The 16,597-nt window shown below is 63.7% G+C and carries 16 protein-coding genes; 10 read left to right on the forward strand and 6 right to left on the reverse strand.

The features are described 5' to 3' along the window. Positions 1–48 precede the first annotated feature (48 nt). Positions 49–2,481: a bifunctional diguanylate cyclase/phosphodiesterase gene (locus AC0L2X_RS15645; protein WP_473599968.1), complete on the forward strand. Its 2,433-nt coding sequence runs from the start codon at positions 49–51 to the stop codon at positions 2,479–2,481. Positions 2,482–2,483: 2 nt separating this feature from the next. On the opposite strand, the gene tlpA is transcribed toward AC0L2X_RS15645, so the two are convergent. Beyond that, the gene (tlpA, locus tag AC0L2X_RS15650) at positions 2,484–3,167 is read right to left on the reverse strand and encodes a thiol:disulfide interchange protein TlpA (protein WP_473599969.1); all 684 of its coding nucleotides are present in this window, start codon (positions 3,165–3,167) and stop codon (positions 2,484–2,486) included. A gap of 35 nt (positions 3,168–3,202) precedes the next feature. Here tlpA and argH point away from each other — a divergent pair, with 35 nt between their 5' ends. From argH to lysA, 3 genes are all read left to right on the forward strand, one after another. After that, positions 3,203–4,603 (forward strand): argininosuccinate lyase, encoded by a 1,401-nt coding sequence (argH, locus tag AC0L2X_RS15655; protein ID WP_473599970.1) that lies wholly within the window; start codon positions 3,203–3,205, stop codon positions 4,601–4,603. 71 nt (positions 4,604–4,674) lie between these two features. Further along, positions 4,675–4,881: a hypothetical protein gene (locus AC0L2X_RS15660; protein ID WP_023677931.1), complete on the forward strand. Its 207-nt coding sequence runs from the start codon at positions 4,675–4,677 to the stop codon at positions 4,879–4,881. A gap of 18 nt (positions 4,882–4,899) precedes the next feature. Continuing rightward, positions 4,900–6,168, forward strand: coding sequence for a diaminopimelate decarboxylase (lysA, locus tag AC0L2X_RS15665; RefSeq protein ID WP_473599971.1), 1,269 nt, complete (start codon positions 4,900–4,902; stop codon positions 6,166–6,168). Between the two features lie 10 nt (positions 6,169–6,178). Here lysA and AC0L2X_RS15670 read toward each other — a convergent pair whose 3' ends face one another. Continuing rightward, positions 6,179–6,481: an ArsR/SmtB family transcription factor gene (locus AC0L2X_RS15670; RefSeq protein ID WP_023677929.1), complete on the reverse strand. Its 303-nt coding sequence runs from the start codon at positions 6,479–6,481 to the stop codon at positions 6,179–6,181. Positions 6,482–6,545: 64 nt separating this feature from the next. On the opposite strand from AC0L2X_RS15670, the gene AC0L2X_RS15675 reads away from it, so the two are divergent. Continuing rightward, entirely contained in the window at positions 6,546–7,487 is a 942-nt protein-coding gene (locus tag AC0L2X_RS15675) for a threonine/serine dehydratase (RefSeq protein ID WP_473599972.1), read from the forward strand. Between the two features lie 212 nt (positions 7,488–7,699). Further along, a complete protein-coding gene (locus AC0L2X_RS15680; RefSeq protein ID WP_473599973.1) occupies positions 7,700–10,315 on the forward strand; it encodes a TIGR02302 family protein in 2,616 nt (871 codons plus the stop codon). A 53-nt stretch (positions 10,316–10,368) separates the two neighbouring features. On the opposite strand, the gene AC0L2X_RS15685 is transcribed toward AC0L2X_RS15680, so the two are convergent. Then, positions 10,369–11,226 carry a LysR family transcriptional regulator gene (locus tag AC0L2X_RS15685; protein ID WP_473555178.1) on the reverse strand — a complete coding sequence of 286 codons (858 nt, stop codon included), beginning with the start codon at positions 11,224–11,226 and terminating at the stop codon, positions 10,369–10,371. A 223-nt stretch (positions 11,227–11,449) separates the two neighbouring features. Here AC0L2X_RS15685 and AC0L2X_RS15690 point away from each other — a divergent pair, with 223 nt between their 5' ends. Continuing rightward, a complete protein-coding gene (locus AC0L2X_RS15690; protein WP_473555176.1) occupies positions 11,450–12,400 on the forward strand; it encodes a DMT family transporter in 951 nt (316 codons plus the stop codon). 24 nt (positions 12,401–12,424) lie between these two features. Here AC0L2X_RS15690 and AC0L2X_RS15695 read toward each other — a convergent pair whose 3' ends face one another. The 3 genes from AC0L2X_RS15695 to AC0L2X_RS15705 form a co-directional block, all read right to left on the reverse strand. Beyond that, positions 12,425–12,796, reverse strand: coding sequence for a response regulator (locus AC0L2X_RS15695; RefSeq protein ID WP_473555174.1), 372 nt, complete (start codon positions 12,794–12,796; stop codon positions 12,425–12,427). Positions 12,797–12,857: 61 nt separating this feature from the next. Then, complete coding sequence (gene hpt / locus AC0L2X_RS15700) at positions 12,858–13,400, reverse strand: hypoxanthine phosphoribosyltransferase (RefSeq protein ID WP_254816654.1); 543 nt, start codon at positions 13,398–13,400, stop codon at positions 12,858–12,860. A gap of 183 nt (positions 13,401–13,583) precedes the next feature. After that, positions 13,584–13,874: a hypothetical protein gene (locus AC0L2X_RS15705; protein WP_352489419.1), complete on the reverse strand. Its 291-nt coding sequence runs from the start codon at positions 13,872–13,874 to the stop codon at positions 13,584–13,586. Positions 13,875–14,110: 236 nt separating this feature from the next. On the opposite strand from AC0L2X_RS15705, the gene ftsE reads away from it, so the two are divergent. The 3 genes from ftsE to AC0L2X_RS15720 all read left to right on the forward strand — a co-directional run bounded on the left by ftsE (position 14,111) and on the right by AC0L2X_RS15720 (position 16,596). Beyond that, entirely contained in the window at positions 14,111–14,770 is a 660-nt protein-coding gene (gene ftsE, locus AC0L2X_RS15710) for a cell division ATP-binding protein FtsE (protein WP_023677923.1), read from the forward strand. Further along, complete coding sequence (locus tag AC0L2X_RS15715; RefSeq protein WP_473555172.1) at positions 14,763–15,746, forward strand: cell division protein FtsX; 984 nt, start codon at positions 14,763–14,765, stop codon at positions 15,744–15,746. The genes ftsE and AC0L2X_RS15715 overlap by 8 nt, the downstream gene beginning before the upstream one ends. Before the next feature lie 262 nt (positions 15,747–16,008). Further along, complete coding sequence (locus AC0L2X_RS15720) at positions 16,009–16,596, forward strand: YdcF family protein (RefSeq protein WP_473555344.1); 588 nt, start codon at positions 16,009–16,011, stop codon at positions 16,594–16,596. Position 16,597: the final 1 nt, after the last annotated feature.

Here is a 16,597-nt window from a genome sequence, read left to right on the forward strand (position 1 = left end):
AATCAGTCACACCTCCCCTGTTAGTTTTGGCAGACCGAGTGAACCAGGATGCTGACGGTCTATAATTGTATTGTAAGTCAGCACGATCCGAGACTGGTTGCGCTTGCCGCACTCGTCTGTGGAATTTCTTGCTTCTCAGCGGTTAATCTCCTTAAGCATGTCGGCCGATCGACCGAGCGAAACCGGCTTGTCTGGCTGATGATTGCCGCTGCCTCGACCGGGTTCGGCATATGGGCGACGCATTTCATCGCCATGACCGCGTTTACGCCGGGAATACCGAACGCATACAACCCGGCATTATCCGCCTTTTCGCTTGCCGCCGCCGTCATCCTGACCGCGCTTGGGATGTGGGTCGCCACTTTGCGCCGCGGCATCGACCATTTCCTCGTCGGTGGCGCCATCCTGGGCGGCGCCATCGCGACGATGCACTACATCGGCATGGCCGCTTTCGAGGTCGAAGGCCGGGTCGTATGGAACCTGCTCCTTGTCGCGATATCGCTTCTGGCCGGCGTGACCCTTGCGGCACTGGCCCTTCTTGTAGTCTTGCGCCGCCCGTCAGCGCTCGCCACACTTGGCGGCGCCGCGCTTTTGACGCTGGCGATCTGCAGCTTGCATTTCATCGCGATGGCCGCGGTGTCGATCATTCCGGATTCCTCGATTGAAATATCGGCACATTCAATCGATCCCGTTTCCCAGGCCTTTGCCGCAGCGGTCGCCAGCCTGATAATCCTTGTGCTGTCGGGCACCGCCCTGTGGATCGACCTGCGCTTTCGCCGCCAGAAGCTCGAGGCCGATCGCATGCACGATCTCGCCAATGCGGCGGTGGAAGGTCTGATCGTTTGCGATGGCACCCGCATCGTCAGCGCCAATGACAGTATGGCTAAGCTGACCGGAACAGCGACAGCCACCCTCAACACGATGCAACTCGGCGAGCTTTTCGACGGACGGAGCGCAGCCGATATATCCGGCTTCGGCGAACAGGCGCAGGAAGCGAAATTAAGGGGCAGCGACGGCGCGAGAATTCCTGTCGAGCTGATCGCCAGGAAGATCACTTACTGCGGCAGGCCTCATACGGTGCTTGCCGTCCGCGACATCCGTGAGCGCAAGAAGGCGGAAGAAGAGATCCTCCGCCTCGCGCATTTCGATCCACTTACCGGGCTTGCGAATCGGCGGAGCTTCTCTTCCCGGCTGGAAGCAGAATTCGCATCGATGGATCGTGGCGGCAAGGATGGATATCTGGCGCTCCTGCTGCTCGACCTCGACCGGTTCAAGCAGGTCAACGACCTCTACGGCCACGGCGCCGGCGACGCCATGCTGCAGAAGCTGGCGCACTGCATTGCCGGCATCCCGCGCCAAGGGCAGTTGCTCGCGCGTCTCGGCGGCGACGAATTTGCCATCATAGCGCCGAACCTCCCCGACCCCCTGGCCGCAGGTCGGATAGCCGAGGACTTGCTGGCGGCGATCCGGGAGGAAAACAGGGTTTCGGTCGGCTCCGGCCTCGTCTCGGCCAGCATCGGCATCGCCTTCTTTCCGCTGGATGCCGAAGACCAAGCCGGCCTGATCAGCCACGCCGACACGGCACTCCATCGCGCCAAAACCGAAGGCAGGGACACTTACCGGTTTTTCGAGATAGCCATGGGCACCGCGGCCCGCGACAAGCGCGTGATGGAGCATGAATTGCGCCAGGCGATCGCCCGCAAGGAGTTCCACCTCGTCTACCAGCCGCAGAAGGAAATCCGCAGTGGCAGGATGATCGGCTTCGAAGCCCTGGTCCGTTGGCAGCATCCGGAGCGGGGTGACATTTCTCCGGCCGTTTTCATCCCCGTGGCAGAGGACAGTGGCGCGATCGCCCAGATCGGCGACTGGGTGCTGACGACGGCCTGTAACGATGCTGCTCGCTGGACAAACCCGCTAATGGTCGCCGTCAACGTCTCCGCCGTGCAACTTCACAATCCGAACTTCAGCCGCAAGGTGCACGACGCATTGTCGAGATCCGGCCTGGCCCCCGGCAGACTCGAACTGGAGATCACCGAAACGGCCCTGGTGAAGGACATGCCGCGCGCGCTGGCAACCTTGAGGCAGGTCAAGGCGCTTGGCGTGCATGTGGCGATGGACGATTTTGGCACCGGCTATTCTTCGCTGTCCAACCTTAGCGCCTTTCCCTTCGACAAGATCAAGATCGACGGGTCGTTCATCAGATCGGTCGACAAGAACGGCCAGTTCGCGGCGATCGTTCGCGCCGTGCTGGGGCTTGGACGCGGTCTCGGCCTACCGGTCCTTGCGGAGGGCATCGAGACGCCGGGTGAATTGCAGTTCCTGGACGCCGAGGCTTGCGAGATCGGGCAAGGCTATTACCTCGGCAAACCGGCTCCGATCGAGACATTCGGCGAACTGACGGGCGTGGCCGCTCCGGCAATCCGCACCGCCAGCCGACGCGGCGCAAGCATTGCCGTGCTCAAGCCGCGCCTGCGCACGGTCTGAGCCTATCCTGGCTGAAGCGCCGCCTCGACCAGACGCTTGGCATCCGGCCCCGACCATTCGGCCGGGCCGTTCATATGGGCGATCAGGCAGCCTTGCCCATCGATCAGCATGGTGACCGGCAGACCCAGCGCCAGGCCGCGCGTCTTGACGTCGTTGAACAGCGCCATGGTGGCATCGCGATAATAGCCGAGCGACTTGACGCCGGTGTCCTCTAGGAACTTCTTCGGTTTGGCATCGTCGCCGGCATCGACGTTGACGGCAACAACCTGAAACGCATCGCTGCCCATCTCCTTCTGCAGCGCATCGAGCGCCGGCATTTCGGCGCGGCAAGGTGCGCACCATGTCGCCCACAGATTGAGCAGCACCGTCTTGCCGGCATGATCGGCGATCGTCGTCGGCTTGCCGTCGGGGCCGTTGAAGGCAAGGCTTTTCAGCGATTGCGGCGGATCCGCCGGCAAAAGCGCGGCAACCTGGCCGGTAGCAGCGGCGGCGATCTTCTTGGCACGGTCGGTCTTGCCGGCGCAGGCGACGTCGTCCTTGGCGCCGCCGGCGGCCACTTGCGCGGGCGCCTTGTTGCCAGAACTGCTTTCCCTGACATATACCGCGACCGCGCCGGCCAGCGCGCCCGCAACCAAAGCGGCGAGGATGAGACGCAAAGCCGGGAAAAATCTATTACCGTCTGCCATTTTTCAAAAACTGCTCCGGAGCACGGGTTATAGCGATGAACGACAAGAAGGCCAGCAACCAGATGTGGGGCGGACGTTTTGCCTCGGGTCCGGCCGCGATCATGGAAGCGATCAACGCGTCGATCTCGTTCGACCGCAAGCTCTATGCGCAGGATATTCGCGGCTCGATCGCCCATAGCCAGATGCTGGCGCAAACGGGTATTATTTCGGCGGCCGATCAAGAAAAAATCGCTCACGGGCTGAACACGATCCTGGCAGAGATCGAGGCCGGCACATTCGAGTTCTCGACCAGGCTGGAGGACATCCACATGAATGTCGAGGCTCGTCTGGCCGATCTGATCGGCCCCGCCGCCGGCCGCCTGCATACCGCCCGCTCGCGCAACGACCAGGTGGCGGTCGACCTCAGGCTGTGGGTCAAGGACGAGTGCTTTCGCGTCGCCGAGGCGCTGAAGGGCCTGATCACGGCGTTCCTGGATCGGGCCGAGGAGCATGCGGCAACGGTCATGCCGGGCTTCACCCACATGCAGGCAGCGCAGCCGGTGACCTTCGGCCATCACTGCATGGCCTATGTCGAGATGTTTGCGCGCGACCTGTCTCGCGTACGCGACGCGATCGAGCGGATGGATGAAAGCCCACTCGGCGCTGCCGCCCTTGCCGGCACCAGCTTTCCCATCGACCGGCACCAGACGGCGAAGGCGCTTGGCTTCCGCGAGCCGATGCGCAATTCGCTCGACAGCGTTTCGGACCGCGATTTCGCGCTCGAGTTCCTCGGCCTGGCGGCGATCTCCGCGACGCATCTGTCGCGGCTGGCCGAAGAGATCATCATCTGGTCGACGCCGCAATTCGGCTTCGTCAGGCTGTCGGATAGTTTCTCGACAGGTTCCTCGATCATGCCGCAGAAGAAGAACCCCGACGCTGCCGAACTGGTTCGCGGCAAGACCGGCCGCGTCACCGGCCATCTGGTCGGTCTGCTGACGGTGATGAAGGGCATGCCGCTGACCTATGGCAAGGACATGCAGGAAGACAAGGAATCCGTCTTCGACGCGGCAGAGACGCTCGACCTGATGCTGGCGGCGATGACCGGCATGGTGCGCGACATGACAGTGAACACCGCGGCGATGAAGAAGGCGGCCGGCGCCGGCTATTCGACTGCGACCGACCTCGCCGACTGGCTGGTGCGCACGCTCGGCCTGCCGTTCCGCGAGGCGCACCATATCACTGGCCGGGCGGTGGCGCTGGCCGAGGACAGGAAGATCGGGCTCGACAGGCTTTCGCTGGAGGACCTGCAGTCCATTCACCCCGGTATCAGCGCCGACGTATTTTCGGTTCTCGCCGTGCAGAATTCTGTAATGAGCCGCACGAGCTTCGGCGGCACCGCGCCGTCCGAGGTGCGCAAGCAGATCCGCTACTGGAAAAAGCGGCTCGCCAAGGCGTAAGACGCGGGGTGCAATGGCCGCAAAACTCGGCTAGAAGCGGCTGCGGGCAACAGTTTCGGACGGATGGCACGATGACCGGAAGCAGGATTTTGGTGACGCTGACGCTGCTGGCAGCAATGGCCACCGTTGCGGCTTGCGGCAGGAAGGCTGCGCTCGATACGCCCTACGCGGCAGCCGTGCAGGCCCGCAAGGACGCCGAGAAGGCCAAGCAACCTTTGCCGCCGGAGCCGGAAAAACCTGTCGAGGACAAGAAATTCATCCTCGACCCGCTGCTCTGATTTTTCGGACCAAATCTCGTGAACCATTTCGACTACCGCGACGGCGCGCTGCATGCCGAGGACGTGGCGATATCAGACATCGCCGCCAGCGTCGGCACGCCGTTCTATTGTTATTCGACGGCGACGCTGACCAGGCATTTTCGCGTCTTCACAGAGGCCTTTGCCGGGCTCGACGCTCTCGTCTGCTATGCCATGAAGGCGAATTCCAACCAGGCCGTGCTGACGGTGCTGGCAAGGCTCGGCGCCGGCGCCGACGTGGTCTCGGAGGGCGAATTGCGCCGCGCTTTGGCGGCCGGCATCCCGGCAAGCAAGATCCTGTTTTCGGGCGTCGGCAAGACCGCGCGCGAAATGGATTTTGCGCTCTCGGCCGGCATTCTCTGTTTCAACGTCGAATCCGAACCGGAGCTGGAGCTGCTGTCGGCTCGCGCCACCGCGCTGGGCAAGATCGCGCCGATCTCGCTGCGCATCAATCCGGATGTCGACGCCAGGACGCACAAGAAGATTTCGACTGGGAAGGCCGAGAACAAGTTCGGCATTCCCTGGCAACAGGCGCGGAAGGTCTATGCCCGCGCGGCTGAGCTGCCGGGCATCAAGGTAACCGGCATAGACACCCATATCGGCAGTCAGATCACCGAATTGCAGCCCTTCGACGACGCCTTTGCGCTGCTGGTGGAGCTGGTCGGCGCCTTGCGCTCCGACGGTCATGCCATCGAGCACATCGATGTCGGCGGCGGCCTTGGCATTCCCTACCGCGTCGACAACAACCCGCCGCCTTTGCCCGATGCCTATGCCCGGATCGTCAGGAAGCATGTCGCCGAGCTCGGGCTGAAAGTGATGTTCGAGCCGGGCCGGCTGATCGTCGGCAATGCCGGCATCCTGGTCTCGCAGGTGATCTTCGTGAAGGAGGGCGACGCCAAGAACTTCCTCGTCGTCGACGCCGCGATGAACGATCTGATCCGGCCGACGCTTTACGACGCTTTCCACGACATCAGGCCGGTGGCGCAGCAGCCGGCCGCAGCACCACGCATGAAGGTCGACGTCGTTGGCCCGGTCTGCGAGACCGGCGACTATCTCGGGCTCGACCGTGACCTGCCCCGGCTGAAATCCGGCGACCTGATCGCGGTCTCCACCGCCGGCGCCTATGGCGCCGTCCAGGCCGGCACCTACAATACCAGGCTGCTGGTACCGGAAGTGCTGGTCGACGGCGACCGCTTCCACGTTGTGCGCCCGCGCCAGACCTATGACGAGCTGATCGGACTGGATTCGGTGCCGGACTGGTTGAAGTAGAACTCTGCAGCTACAGCCGGTGCTGAATGAGCGCCCTGGTCTCGGCGATTCTGTCCTCGTTTCGGCGATAGAATATCCACTGCTTGATGCGCTTGCTGCGCAAAAGCCCTGCCTGGGTGAGCACGCGCATATGCTCGCTGAGCGTTGCCTGGGTGATCCCCAGCTTTTCCGCGATCAGCAGCGCGCAGACGCCGTCCTCGACCAGATCGCCGTCCGTCTGCGGCGGAAAATGCGCGCGCGGGTCCTTGAGCCAATCGAGGATCTGCAGCCTGCGCTCGTTGGCAATCGCTTTGAAGACGTCGACCTCTTGCATTTAGGTACTTTGCCAAGTTACTAAGTAATGTCAACTCTGAATGTCAGCTCTGGGGAGTGAAAGCATGCTGCACGGCCACACGATCACACGCGAGCGCATCGCTGCAATGGAGCCGCGCATCCGGCCCTACGTGCGCCACACGCCGGTGCTGCGCGTCGACATGGCCGATTTCGGCCGCCCGCCTCTACCTGTCGACCTGAAGCTTGAGTGCTTGCAGCATTCCGGCTCGTTCAAGGCGCGTGGTGCGTTCACCAATCTCCTCGAACGGCCGGTTCCTGCGGCCGGCGTCGTCGCCGCGTCGGGCGGCAATCACGGTGCCGCCGTCGCCTATGCCGCCATGCGGCTCGGCCACAAGGCGACCATCTTTGTTCCCGAAGTGAGCCCGCAGGCCAAGCTGGACCGCATCCGCGGCTACGGCGCCGAGCTGATCGTCGGCGGCGCCCGTTATGCCGAGGCGCTGGCCGCCAGCGAGAGCTTCGCCGAAAAATCCGGCGCGCTGCAGATCCACGCCTTCAACCAGGAGGAGACGCTGATCGGGCAAGGCACGCTCGGCCTCGAAATCGAGGCCGACCTGCCGGAGCTCGACACCCTGCTGGTCGCCGTCGGCGGCGGCGGCCTGATCGGCGGCATCGCCGCCTGGTTTGCCGGCCGCATCAGGATCATCGCTGTCGAGCCGGAGGGTGCGCCGACGCTTCATCGCGCCTTCGAGGCGGGCCGGCCCGTCGACGCGCCGGCGGAGGGCATCGCCGCCGATTCGCTCGCGCCGAAGCGTGTCGGCGAAATGATGTTTCCTATCGCCGAGGCATTCGTCGAGCGCTCGATCCTGGTCGGCGACGACGACATTATCGCCGCCCAGGCCGCGCTCTGGGACCGAGTGCGAATCATCTCCGAGCCGGGTGGTGCGGCCGCCTTCGCGGCGCTACTGTCCGGCCGCTACGCACCGGCTGCAGGCGAGCGCGTTGCCGTACTGGTCTGCGGCGCAAACGCCAATCCGGCGAAATTCTGACAATATCCGGGGCATTATTGTTCACGTTTTGGGGAACCGCCTCGCCTTCGCCGTGTTTGTTGGTATCCTTAGGACGATGTGCATCCGCTTGGACGCACGAAGTACGCGCTAAGATTTTAGGTCTTCGCATCGTGCTTCCCGAAAATCGACTTTTCGGGCCCATGCGATAGACTCGTGAGGCCTGGGCTATCCCGCCCGGCCAGGAAGGGCCGATGACACAACGACCCATTTTCACCAGCGATCGCAGTCTGGCCAGGCGCCTTGCCTTGAGCCGGCTGGGGACGCAGGTCTCGATAATCGTCGAACGCGGCTGGCCATTGCTGCTGCCACTGATCGTCGTCGCCAGCCTGTTCCTCAGCATCTCGTGGCTCGGCCTGTTCCCATTTTTGCCCGATCTGGCGCGGATCGGTCTCATCACGGCATTCGGCGTCGCAGCGCTTGCCGCACTCTACCCGCTGCGTTTCTTCCGCACGCCATCCAGTGCCGAGGTCGACCGCCGCATCGAGGCGGCCAACCGATTGCTGCACAGCCCGGTGCAGGTCCAGACCGATCGCCCGAGCGGCAAGGAAAGCATTTTTTCGCAAGCCCTGTGGCGCGAGCATCAGCGGCGCATGGCGGACCGGCTGGGTGAGCTTGGCGGCGACGTGCCGCGCACACGCGTGCCGGAACGCGACCCGTGGGCGCTGCGCGCCGTCGCGGCGCTTTTGTTGGTCACTGCCTTTGCCTTCTCCTTCGGACCATCGGGCGGCAGGCTGAGCGACGGTTTTGTTGCCCGTGCCGCCCGCGACGTCGTGCCGCCGCGCATTGATGCCTGGGTGACGCCGCCGGCCTATACCGGCAGGCCGCCGGTATTCCTCAACGCCCCGGTCCTTGCCGACAACGCCAATCAAGCGGCGCCGACCTTCACCGTTCCGGAAGGCAGCGATGTGTCGCTGCGCGTCACCGGCGGTTCGGGCGAGGAAACGCTGAGCTACGCCGACACCGGCGGCAACACCCGCGCCATCGATCCGACCGGGCCGCAAGCCGCCAAGACTGATGCAAGTCCGGCAACGCCTTCCACCGTGCGCCAGTTCAGCGGCAAGTTGACGGCCGACGGCACGCTGACGCTGCAGTCCGGCGACGGCGAGCTCGGCCGCTGGGCCTTCGCCATAATTCCCGACAAGCCGCCGCAGATCCGCTTTGTCGGCGAGCCGAAACGCGCCGTCAACGGCGCCTTCGAACTCAACTACCAGATCGACGACGACTATGGCGCGGCCTCCGCAAAGGCAGTTTTCGCACTGGCCGATCCGCAAGTGCCCAACGTGCATCCGCTCTATGGCCCGCCGGAAATGCCGCTGACATTGCCGCGCCGCGGCGGCAAGGCCAATGCTGCCAAGACGACGAAGGACCTGACCGACCATGTCTGGGCCGGTGGCAATGTCAAGCTGTCGCTTGTCGCCACCGACGGTGCCGGACACACGGCGACCAGCGAAACCAAGACGCTGGTGATGCCGGAGCGGCCATTCTCCAACCCGTTGGCGCGGGCTGTGGTCGAGCAGCGCCGCCTGCTGGCGCTCGACGCTTATGCCAAGGACCGCGTGCTCGACCTGATGGATGCGATCACGCTCAGGCCCGAAGACACGTTCGACAACATGGCGCACTACCTGGCCATCATGAGCGCCCGCACCCGATTGAAGATGGCAGACAGCGACGACCAGCTGCGCGACGAGGTCGCTTACCTCTGGGAGATCGCGCTTGGCATCGAGGAAGGCAATCTTTCGGCGGCCGAGAAGCGGCTGCGCCAGGCGCAGCAGGCGCTGCAGGACGCGATCAAGAACGGCGCCAGCGACCAAGAGATCGAGAAGGCGATGAAGGAACTGCGCGAGGCGATGAACCAGTTCCTGCAGGAATTCGCGGCGCGGGCGCAGCAGAATCCGAATGCGCCACAGATGCAGCAGAACGGCCAGGAACTGCGCCAGAGCGACATCGACCGCAAGATGGACCAGATCGAGAACCTGGCGAAATCCGGCAATCGCGACCAGGCGCAGCAATTGCTGTCCGAGTTGCAGGACATGATGAACAATCTGCAGGCAGGCCGTCAGCAGCAAGGCGGCCAGCAAGACAGCGAGATGCGCCAGCAAATGGACAAGCTGGGCGAGATCATGCGGCGCCAGCAGGAGATGATGAACGACACTTTCCGTATGGACCAGATGCAGCGCGGCCAGCAACAGCGCGGGCAGAACCGCGACGAGCAGCTCGGCGAGAACGGTGAGCCAGGCCCGATGGGCGAAGAGGGCAAACCCGGCCCGGGTGACGACCGCGATCCGCTCGGCCGGCCGAAGCCGATGACGCCGCAGGAATTTGCTGATGCGCTGAAGCAATTGCAGGAAGGCCAGGGCAAGCTGCAGAGCGAGCTCGATCAATTGAGGAAGAGCCTCGAAGGCATGGGCCTCGACCCCAATGAGGGGTTTGGCGAGGCCGGCAAATCCATGGGCAATGCCGAACAGGCGCTCGGCGAGGGCGAAGGTGACCAGGCCGTCGGTCACCAGGGCCGCGCATTGGAAGCCTTGCGCAGGGGCGCCAAGGACATGATGAAGCAATTGCAGGCGATGCAAGGCGACCAGGGTGGCAACGGGCAAGGCGGACGCCAGCAGAATGCCGACCGTGACCCGCTCGGGCGGCCCCGCACCAGCGAGGGTCCCGACGACGGAAGTTCGGTAAGGGTGCCTGACGAGATCGACGTGCAGCGTGCCCGCCAGATCCTCGAAGCGATCCGCAAGCGGCTCGGTAATGCGCTCAGCCCCGATATCGAGCGCAGCTATCTGGAGCGGTTGCTGGAGCTGAAGTAAGGCTGCCTATATTCGGAAGATCGCCGCGTGCGGTCCGTGATGAGCGGCACGTTTTAACGGTTGGTGAACGCCTCGCGGATCGCCTCTTCCATGCCGTCGATGGCCTCGCCGGAAGCGTTCGGATTGCGCCGCAGCACCACGTTCGAGGAATCGATGTCGCCGAACCCGTCGGCGGCCGTAAGCTCGCGGCAGCCGGCCGGGATGTTGCTGCGCGAGATCGGCGCAATCGCCAGCCCGGAGGTGACGGCGAGCCGCAGGCCGCCATTGGTATCGCTGGTGTAGGCGACACGATAGGCGAGATCGCGCTGTTCCAGCGACTTTATCGCGAAATCCTTGCACCAGCCGGCACGGTTGTAGAGCGCGATCGGCACCGGCCGCTCCTCATGCATGTGATGCAGCTCCGACGTCACCCATACGGTCGGGTCACGCATCAGCACTTCACCGCCCGACAGATCCTGCCATTCGAACACCACCGCCAAATCGAGATCGCCGGCGGCGAGCGCCGCGATCTGCGCACCGGAATGCGCGTAGCGGACGGTGATGTCGACCTGAGGATGGCGCTTGGCAAAGGCGCCGAGCGCGCGCGACAGGATCGCGTGGCCATATTCCTCCGGGATACCGATGCGCACCGGCCCGCCAAGCGGCGCCGCGACCATCGATGCCGCCGTCTCGTCGAGCAGTGAAACGATGCGCCTGGCGTTGGCGACGAGCTCGCCGCCGCGCCGCGTCAGCGCCACACCGCGCGAGCCGCGCTCGAACAGACTGTCGCCGACCATGCCTTCGAGCTTCTTCATCTGCATCGAGACCGCCGACTGGGTGCGGCCGGCCCGCTCCGCCGCCTTGGTGAAATTGCCGGTGTCGGCGACCGCCACGAAGGTGCGCAACAGGTCGCTGTCGAGATTGGGTCGCATGTGCCCACCATAAGGAAATCTGATTGCTGGCATCATTCCAATTCGTTTGCAACATGTCAAACGGCGGACGATAGTCGCCTTACCCATTGGATATGCGGCCGCGAAATCGGCTGCGGACCAATCAAAAGTCCTCACTCGTACCCGCTGCCCGAAACGGTGGCGGGTTCTTTTTACCCGGATGCAGGCCTGCTTTCGGCCGCGCACGCGGGAGACAGGAGCGCCTATGCAGAATCGGCTTGTGCTCGGCATCCTCAGCCTCTGTCTCGGCGTGCTGGTCTTTTCGCTGCAGGACCCGCTGGTCAAGGCGGTGTCGAGCCACTATCCGGTCACCGAGGTGATGGCGATCCGCTCGATCGTCGCCCTGCCGATCCTGGTTTTCCTTGTCCACGCCGATGTCGGATTGCAGGCGATCCTGTCGAAGCGGTTCGGCATGCTGACGATGCGCGCCTTCATCCAGTTCACCTCCTATACGGCCTACTATCTGGCAATCGCCGCCCTGCCGCTGGCTGACGCGGTGGCGCTCTATTTCATGGCGCCGCTGTTCATCATGGCGTTGGCCGGCCCCTATCTCGGCGAACGCGTGTCCTGGCAGGCGCTCGCCACCGTCCTGGTCGGCATGCTCGGCGTGCTGGTGATGGTGCGCCCGGGCGCCGGCTTGTTCGACTGGGCAGCGCTGCTGTCGCTAGGCTCGGCTCTGCTCTACGGTTTCTCGCAGCTGATGGCACGCAAGATCGGCGACACCGAATCCTCGACTGTCATGGCGTTCTATCAGAACGGCGCCTATCTGGTCGGCGCCGCCTTGGTGGCGGCATTGTTTTGGCTGGCAGGCATTGACCATGCTGTGCATCCGAGCCTCGAATTCCTCGTCCGGCCATGGGTCTGGCCGACGACGCTGGATCTCCTCAAGATGGGGGCATGCGGCTTCGTTGCCTCGGCCGGAATGATCCTGTTGTCGCAGGCCTATCGGCTGGCGCCCGCCAACAGCGTCGCCACCTTCGAATACACCGGTATCATCTGGTCCCCGCTATGGGGTTTTCTGTTCTTTGCCGAAGTGCCGCGGCCGGCGACGGCGACCGGCGCAGCCCTCATCATCGGCGCCGGCCTGTTTGCCCTCAATGCCAGCCGGCGCCGGAGCGGCGCGCCAGCCATTGCGGCGACCTGCGACCCTGCCTGAAGGCGGCCGGCCTTGGGCTTTAATTTAGGCGAAGCAGGCGAGCGCCTGTTCGACGCGGGCGCGGATTTCAGCCAGCGTGAACGGCTTTTGCACGACGTCGAGAATAATGCCGTCCAATTCCTCTGCGCGCTCGCGCTGGTCGGCATAGCCGGTCATCAGCATGATCTTCATCACCGGGAACAGCGCCGCTGCCGCCTTGGCCATCTCGATGCCGTCCATTTCCGGCATGCGGATATCGGACAGCACAACGTCGTAGCTCCCTTGCGCCGCACGGATCAGAGAAAGACCGTGCGCGCCGTCGGCAGCAACAGTGACGTTATGCCCGGCGCGTTCGAGCGCACGGGCGGCGAGAGTGCGGACGGATTCATCGTCCTCGACGATCAGGAGCTTTGCCATGGGCAGGATATTTGGCGGGGAAAAGTTGATGTTTCCTGAACCGCGAGCGGCGACAACCCAACTAGGCGTCGCCCTTGACGATGCCGACGAAGGGCAATTCGCGAAACGCGTGGGCGACGTCCATGCCATAGCCGACGACGAAATAATCGGGGCAGTCGAAGCCGACATAGTCGGCGTTGAGCGTGGTCTGGCGGCGCATGCGCTTGTCGAGCAGCACGGCGATGGCACAGCTCCGCGCGCCGCGCGACAGCATGAGGTCGCGGGTGAAACTCAGCGTCTTGCCGGATTCCAGAATGTCGTCGATGAGAAGCACGTCGCGACCGGCGACCTCGTTGTCGATGTCGCGCAGCACTCTCACCTCACCGCTGGTCGTGCCGGCGCCATAGCTGGAGATGAAGATGAACTCGACCTCCGGCGACAGGCCGACATCGTGCATGGCACGGATAAGATCGGCGGCGAAGATGAACGATCCCTTCAGCACCGAGATTACCAGAAGGTCGTGATAGTCGTGCCCGGCGATCTCCTTGGCAAGTTCCAGGTTCCGCCGCGCGATGGCGGACGCCGAAAACAGGACTTCGATGTCCTTGCCGCGCACAACTGGCATTGGCTGCCTTTCCAGAAATGATCGCCTTTGCAGGCGAAGCCGACCGAAACGGTCTTCAACCCGTTTCTAGGCCTGTCGTTCCATCTGGCAAGGCCAATCTTTCGCAGGGCGCCCGCGAACGGTCGGATATCCCAGCGCGTCGCGAATCGCTTATCTGGTGACCGTTGATTTTCTGGCGCCGCTCTAACGAACCAGCGCATGGCCGCCCGATATCCAGAAGGCGGCAAAGGCGGCACCGACGCCGACAATCCAGAAGATCGGCCCACCATGCACCCACAACGGCCGGTCGACGGCGGTTTCGGGCTTGCGCAACATGTCCATGCCTTCGATCGAAGGCGTGGAAATCATGCGCGCAGGCGGCGGCGCAAAGTCTGGATGTATAAAATGGCGGGGCAGCACCTCATAATCGGCATCGATGACGTCGGCGGTCACGTCGCGCACGATGCGTTCCGGCTCGGCGGCCGGATCGGTCATGATTTCGCCGGAAACCGGGCGCGCGGTTCGATCCTCAGCCATCATGGCCCAACACTACCGCACCTGTTCGCTGTTCGTTTCTTTTGGGTAAACGGAAATGGTTAACGCTTCCCCACCGGAACCCCTGTGACTCGCTCGAAGAGCCCCCAAATTAACCGTCGGTTAACCATGCCGGCCGATGGTCTTTCCACAGAAAGGGCTGGCATCTTGCCGCCGAGAATTTCAGGTCGTCGAAAGTGATCCGCTTCGAAAATGTTGGCCTCCGCTATGGCATGGGTCCGGAGATTCTCCGCGACATCTCCTTGCACATTCCGGAGCGCTCCTTTCAGTTCCTGAGCGGACCTTCAGGCGCTGGCAAGACGACGTTGCTGCGGCTTTTGTTCATGTCGCTGAAGCCGACGCGCGGCCTGATCACCATTTTCGGCAAGGACCGCTCGCGCATCTCGCGAACCGAATTGCCGCATCTGAGACGACGCATCGGCGTGGTATTCCAGGATTTTCGCCTGCTCGACCATATGACCACCTACGAGAACGTGGCCTTGCCGCTGCGCGTGCGCGGCCGCGAGGAGGCGACCTACCGCACCGACGTCACCGAGCTGCTGAAATGGGTTGGCCTCGGCGAGCGCATGCATGTGCTGCCGCCGGTGCTGTCTGGCGGCGAGAAGCAGCGCGCCGCCATCGCCCGGGCGTTGATCGAGCAGCCCGAGATCCTGCTCGCCGACGAGCCGACCGGCAATGTCGACCCGCCGCTGGCGCGACGCTTGCTGCGGTTGTTCATCGAGCTCAACCGGCTAGGCACCGCCGTGGTGATCGCCACACACGACCTCGGCCTGATGGAACAGGTCGACGCACGGCGAATGATCCTGGCCGGCGGAAGGCTGGACATCTATGACTGAGCTCTCCGTCGAACATTTCGAGGGTCAGGACGCCGCGGCGGCAAAGCCCCGCGTCCAGCGCAAAATGGCGCCGATCGTGCCGGCGCAGAACATCGCCGGCCGGGCGCTGGTGCTGGTCATCGCCATCATGACGTTTCTGTCCTGCCTGACGTTTGGCGCAGTCACGCTGGTGCGTGACACCGCCTCCGTCTGGGAGAACCAGATCTCGCGCGAAGCGACCATCCAGATCAAGCCGGTCGACGGCCTCGACATGGAGGCCGCACTTGCGTTGGCCTCGCAGATCGCCGGCGAATTCCCTGGCGTGAAAAGCGCCAGGATCGTCGATCGCGAAGCAACGGTCCGGCTGCTCGAGCCTTGGCTGGGCTCGGGCCTGAACATCGATGAGCTGCCGGTGCCGCGCCTGATCATCATCACCATCGATGAGAACAACCCGCCCGATTTCGCCGCACTGCGCGCGGCGATCACGCCGAAGCTGCCGAGTGCCTCGCTCGACGATCATCGCACCTGGGTCGACCGGCTGGTTGCCATGGCCCGCACCACGGTAACAATCGGTATCGCAGTGCTGGCGCTGATGCTGTCTGCGACGGTGCTGACCGTGGTGTTCGCAACGCGCGGCGCCATGGCCGGCAATGGTCACATCATCGAGGTGCTGCATTTTGTCGGCGCCGAGGCGCGCTTCATCGCGCGCGAATTCCGCCGGCATTTTCTGGTCACCGGCATGAAGGGCGCCGCGGCAGGCGGCGCCGCGGCGATCCTCGTCTTCATCGTCTTCTCCTGGTGGTCGTCACGCAACATGGCAACGCCGCAGGCCGACCAGGCGACCGCCCTGTTCGGCAATTTCGCCATCGGCTCGGCGGGTTATCTCGGGGTCGCTGTCATGGTGCTGGTGATCGGCGCGCTGACGGCGGCAACCTCCCATTTCACCGTGGTTACCTATCTCAGCGACATCGACATTCGCCAGCCGGACGCCGGCTAAAGGAAAGATCGATCACGGATGAAAACGCATCGTCACGAAAATTGCATTTTTTTCCTACCAAAGGCTGTATTTCGGGATTAACCATTTCATGATGGACGTTCGGGACTCGACCGATACCGGTGGGTGCATGCCAGTGCTGGTTGCGCGTCCGCCTGTATTCGCCGAGCCTGATGAATTTGCCAAGCCGGATCAGTTCGCCAAACACGGGCGGCTGCTGGCAGCCCGCTCGTTGCGCATCTCGGCTCTCCTTCTGCTCGCCTCTATGGCGCTGTTTGTCGCCGGCTTCGGCTGGTTCGCCAATACCGTCAGCCGTCTGACTACGCCCGCCAATCCGGCAAGGGCCGACGCTATCATCGTGCTGACCGGCGGCCAGTCGCGCCTCGACGCCGCAATGGGCCTGCTTGCATCAGGCAAGGGCGAGCGGCTGCTGATCAGCGGCGTCCATCCTTCCGCCAGCCGGCGCCAGCTTCAGGCCGCGACCGGCGGCGACAAGAGGCTGTTTTCCTGCTGCGTCGACATCGACCGCGCCGCGCTCGACACGATCGGCAATGCCGAGGAAAGCGCCAAATGGGTCGAGGACCATGCCTACGGCACCGTCATTCTCGTCACCAACAATTATCACATGCCGCGCAGCCTGCTGGAAATGGGCCGGCTGCTGCACGGCGCCAGGCTCGAGCCCTATCCGGTGGTCAACACCAACCTCGAGAATGGCGGCTGGCTGACCAAGCCCGAAGCGCTGCGCGTGCTGTTCACCGAATACAACAAATACCTGCTGGCGCTGGCGCGCGGTATCATGCCGATGAAGCGAACCGACAGCGTGACGCTGGCCGACGCCGCAGGCGGAAGCTGAA

It is taken from the genome of Mesorhizobium sp. WSM4828, from assembly GCF_055811175.1.

Bases quoted from the DNA above. Each gene is read 5' to 3' on its own strand.
- AC0L2X_RS15690 (WP_473555176.1), top strand. From the start codon at position 11,450: ATGCAGAATCGGCTTGTGCTCGGCATCCTCAGCCTCTGTCTCGGCGTG.
- AC0L2X_RS15660 (WP_023677931.1), top strand. From the start codon at position 4,675: ATGACCGGAAGCAGGATTTTGGTGACGCTGACGCTGCTGGCAGCAATG.
- AC0L2X_RS15695 (WP_473555174.1), bottom strand. From the start codon at position 12,796: ATGGCAAAGCTCCTGATCGTCGAGGACGATGAATCCGTCCGCACTCTC.
- AC0L2X_RS15685 (WP_473555178.1), bottom strand. From the start codon at position 11,226: ATGCGACCCAATCTCGACAGCGACCTGTTGCGCACCTTCGTGGCGGTC.
- AC0L2X_RS15680 (WP_473599973.1), top strand. From the start codon at position 7,700: ATGACACAACGACCCATTTTCACCAGCGATCGCAGTCTGGCCAGGCGC.
- argH (WP_473599970.1), top strand. From the start codon at position 3,203: ATGAACGACAAGAAGGCCAGCAACCAGATGTGGGGCGGACGTTTTGCC.
- AC0L2X_RS15670 (WP_023677929.1), bottom strand. From the start codon at position 6,481: ATGCAAGAGGTCGACGTCTTCAAAGCGATTGCCAACGAGCGCAGGCTG.
- tlpA (WP_473599969.1), bottom strand. From the start codon at position 3,167: ATGGCAGACGGTAATAGATTTTTCCCGGCTTTGCGTCTCATCCTCGCC.
- hpt (WP_254816654.1), bottom strand. From the start codon at position 13,400: ATGCCAGTTGTGCGCGGCAAGGACATCGAAGTCCTGTTTTCGGCGTCC.
- AC0L2X_RS15675 (WP_473599972.1), top strand. From the start codon at position 6,546: ATGCTGCACGGCCACACGATCACACGCGAGCGCATCGCTGCAATGGAG.
- AC0L2X_RS15720 (WP_473555344.1), top strand. From the start codon at position 16,009: ATGGCGCTGTTTGTCGCCGGCTTCGGCTGGTTCGCCAATACCGTCAGC.
- AC0L2X_RS15645 (WP_473599968.1), top strand. From the start codon at position 49: ATGCTGACGGTCTATAATTGTATTGTAAGTCAGCACGATCCGAGACTG.
- AC0L2X_RS15705 (WP_352489419.1), bottom strand. From the start codon at position 13,874: ATGACCGATCCGGCCGCCGAGCCGGAACGCATCGTGCGCGACGTGACC.
- AC0L2X_RS15715 (WP_473555172.1), top strand. From the start codon at position 14,763: ATGACTGAGCTCTCCGTCGAACATTTCGAGGGTCAGGACGCCGCGGCG.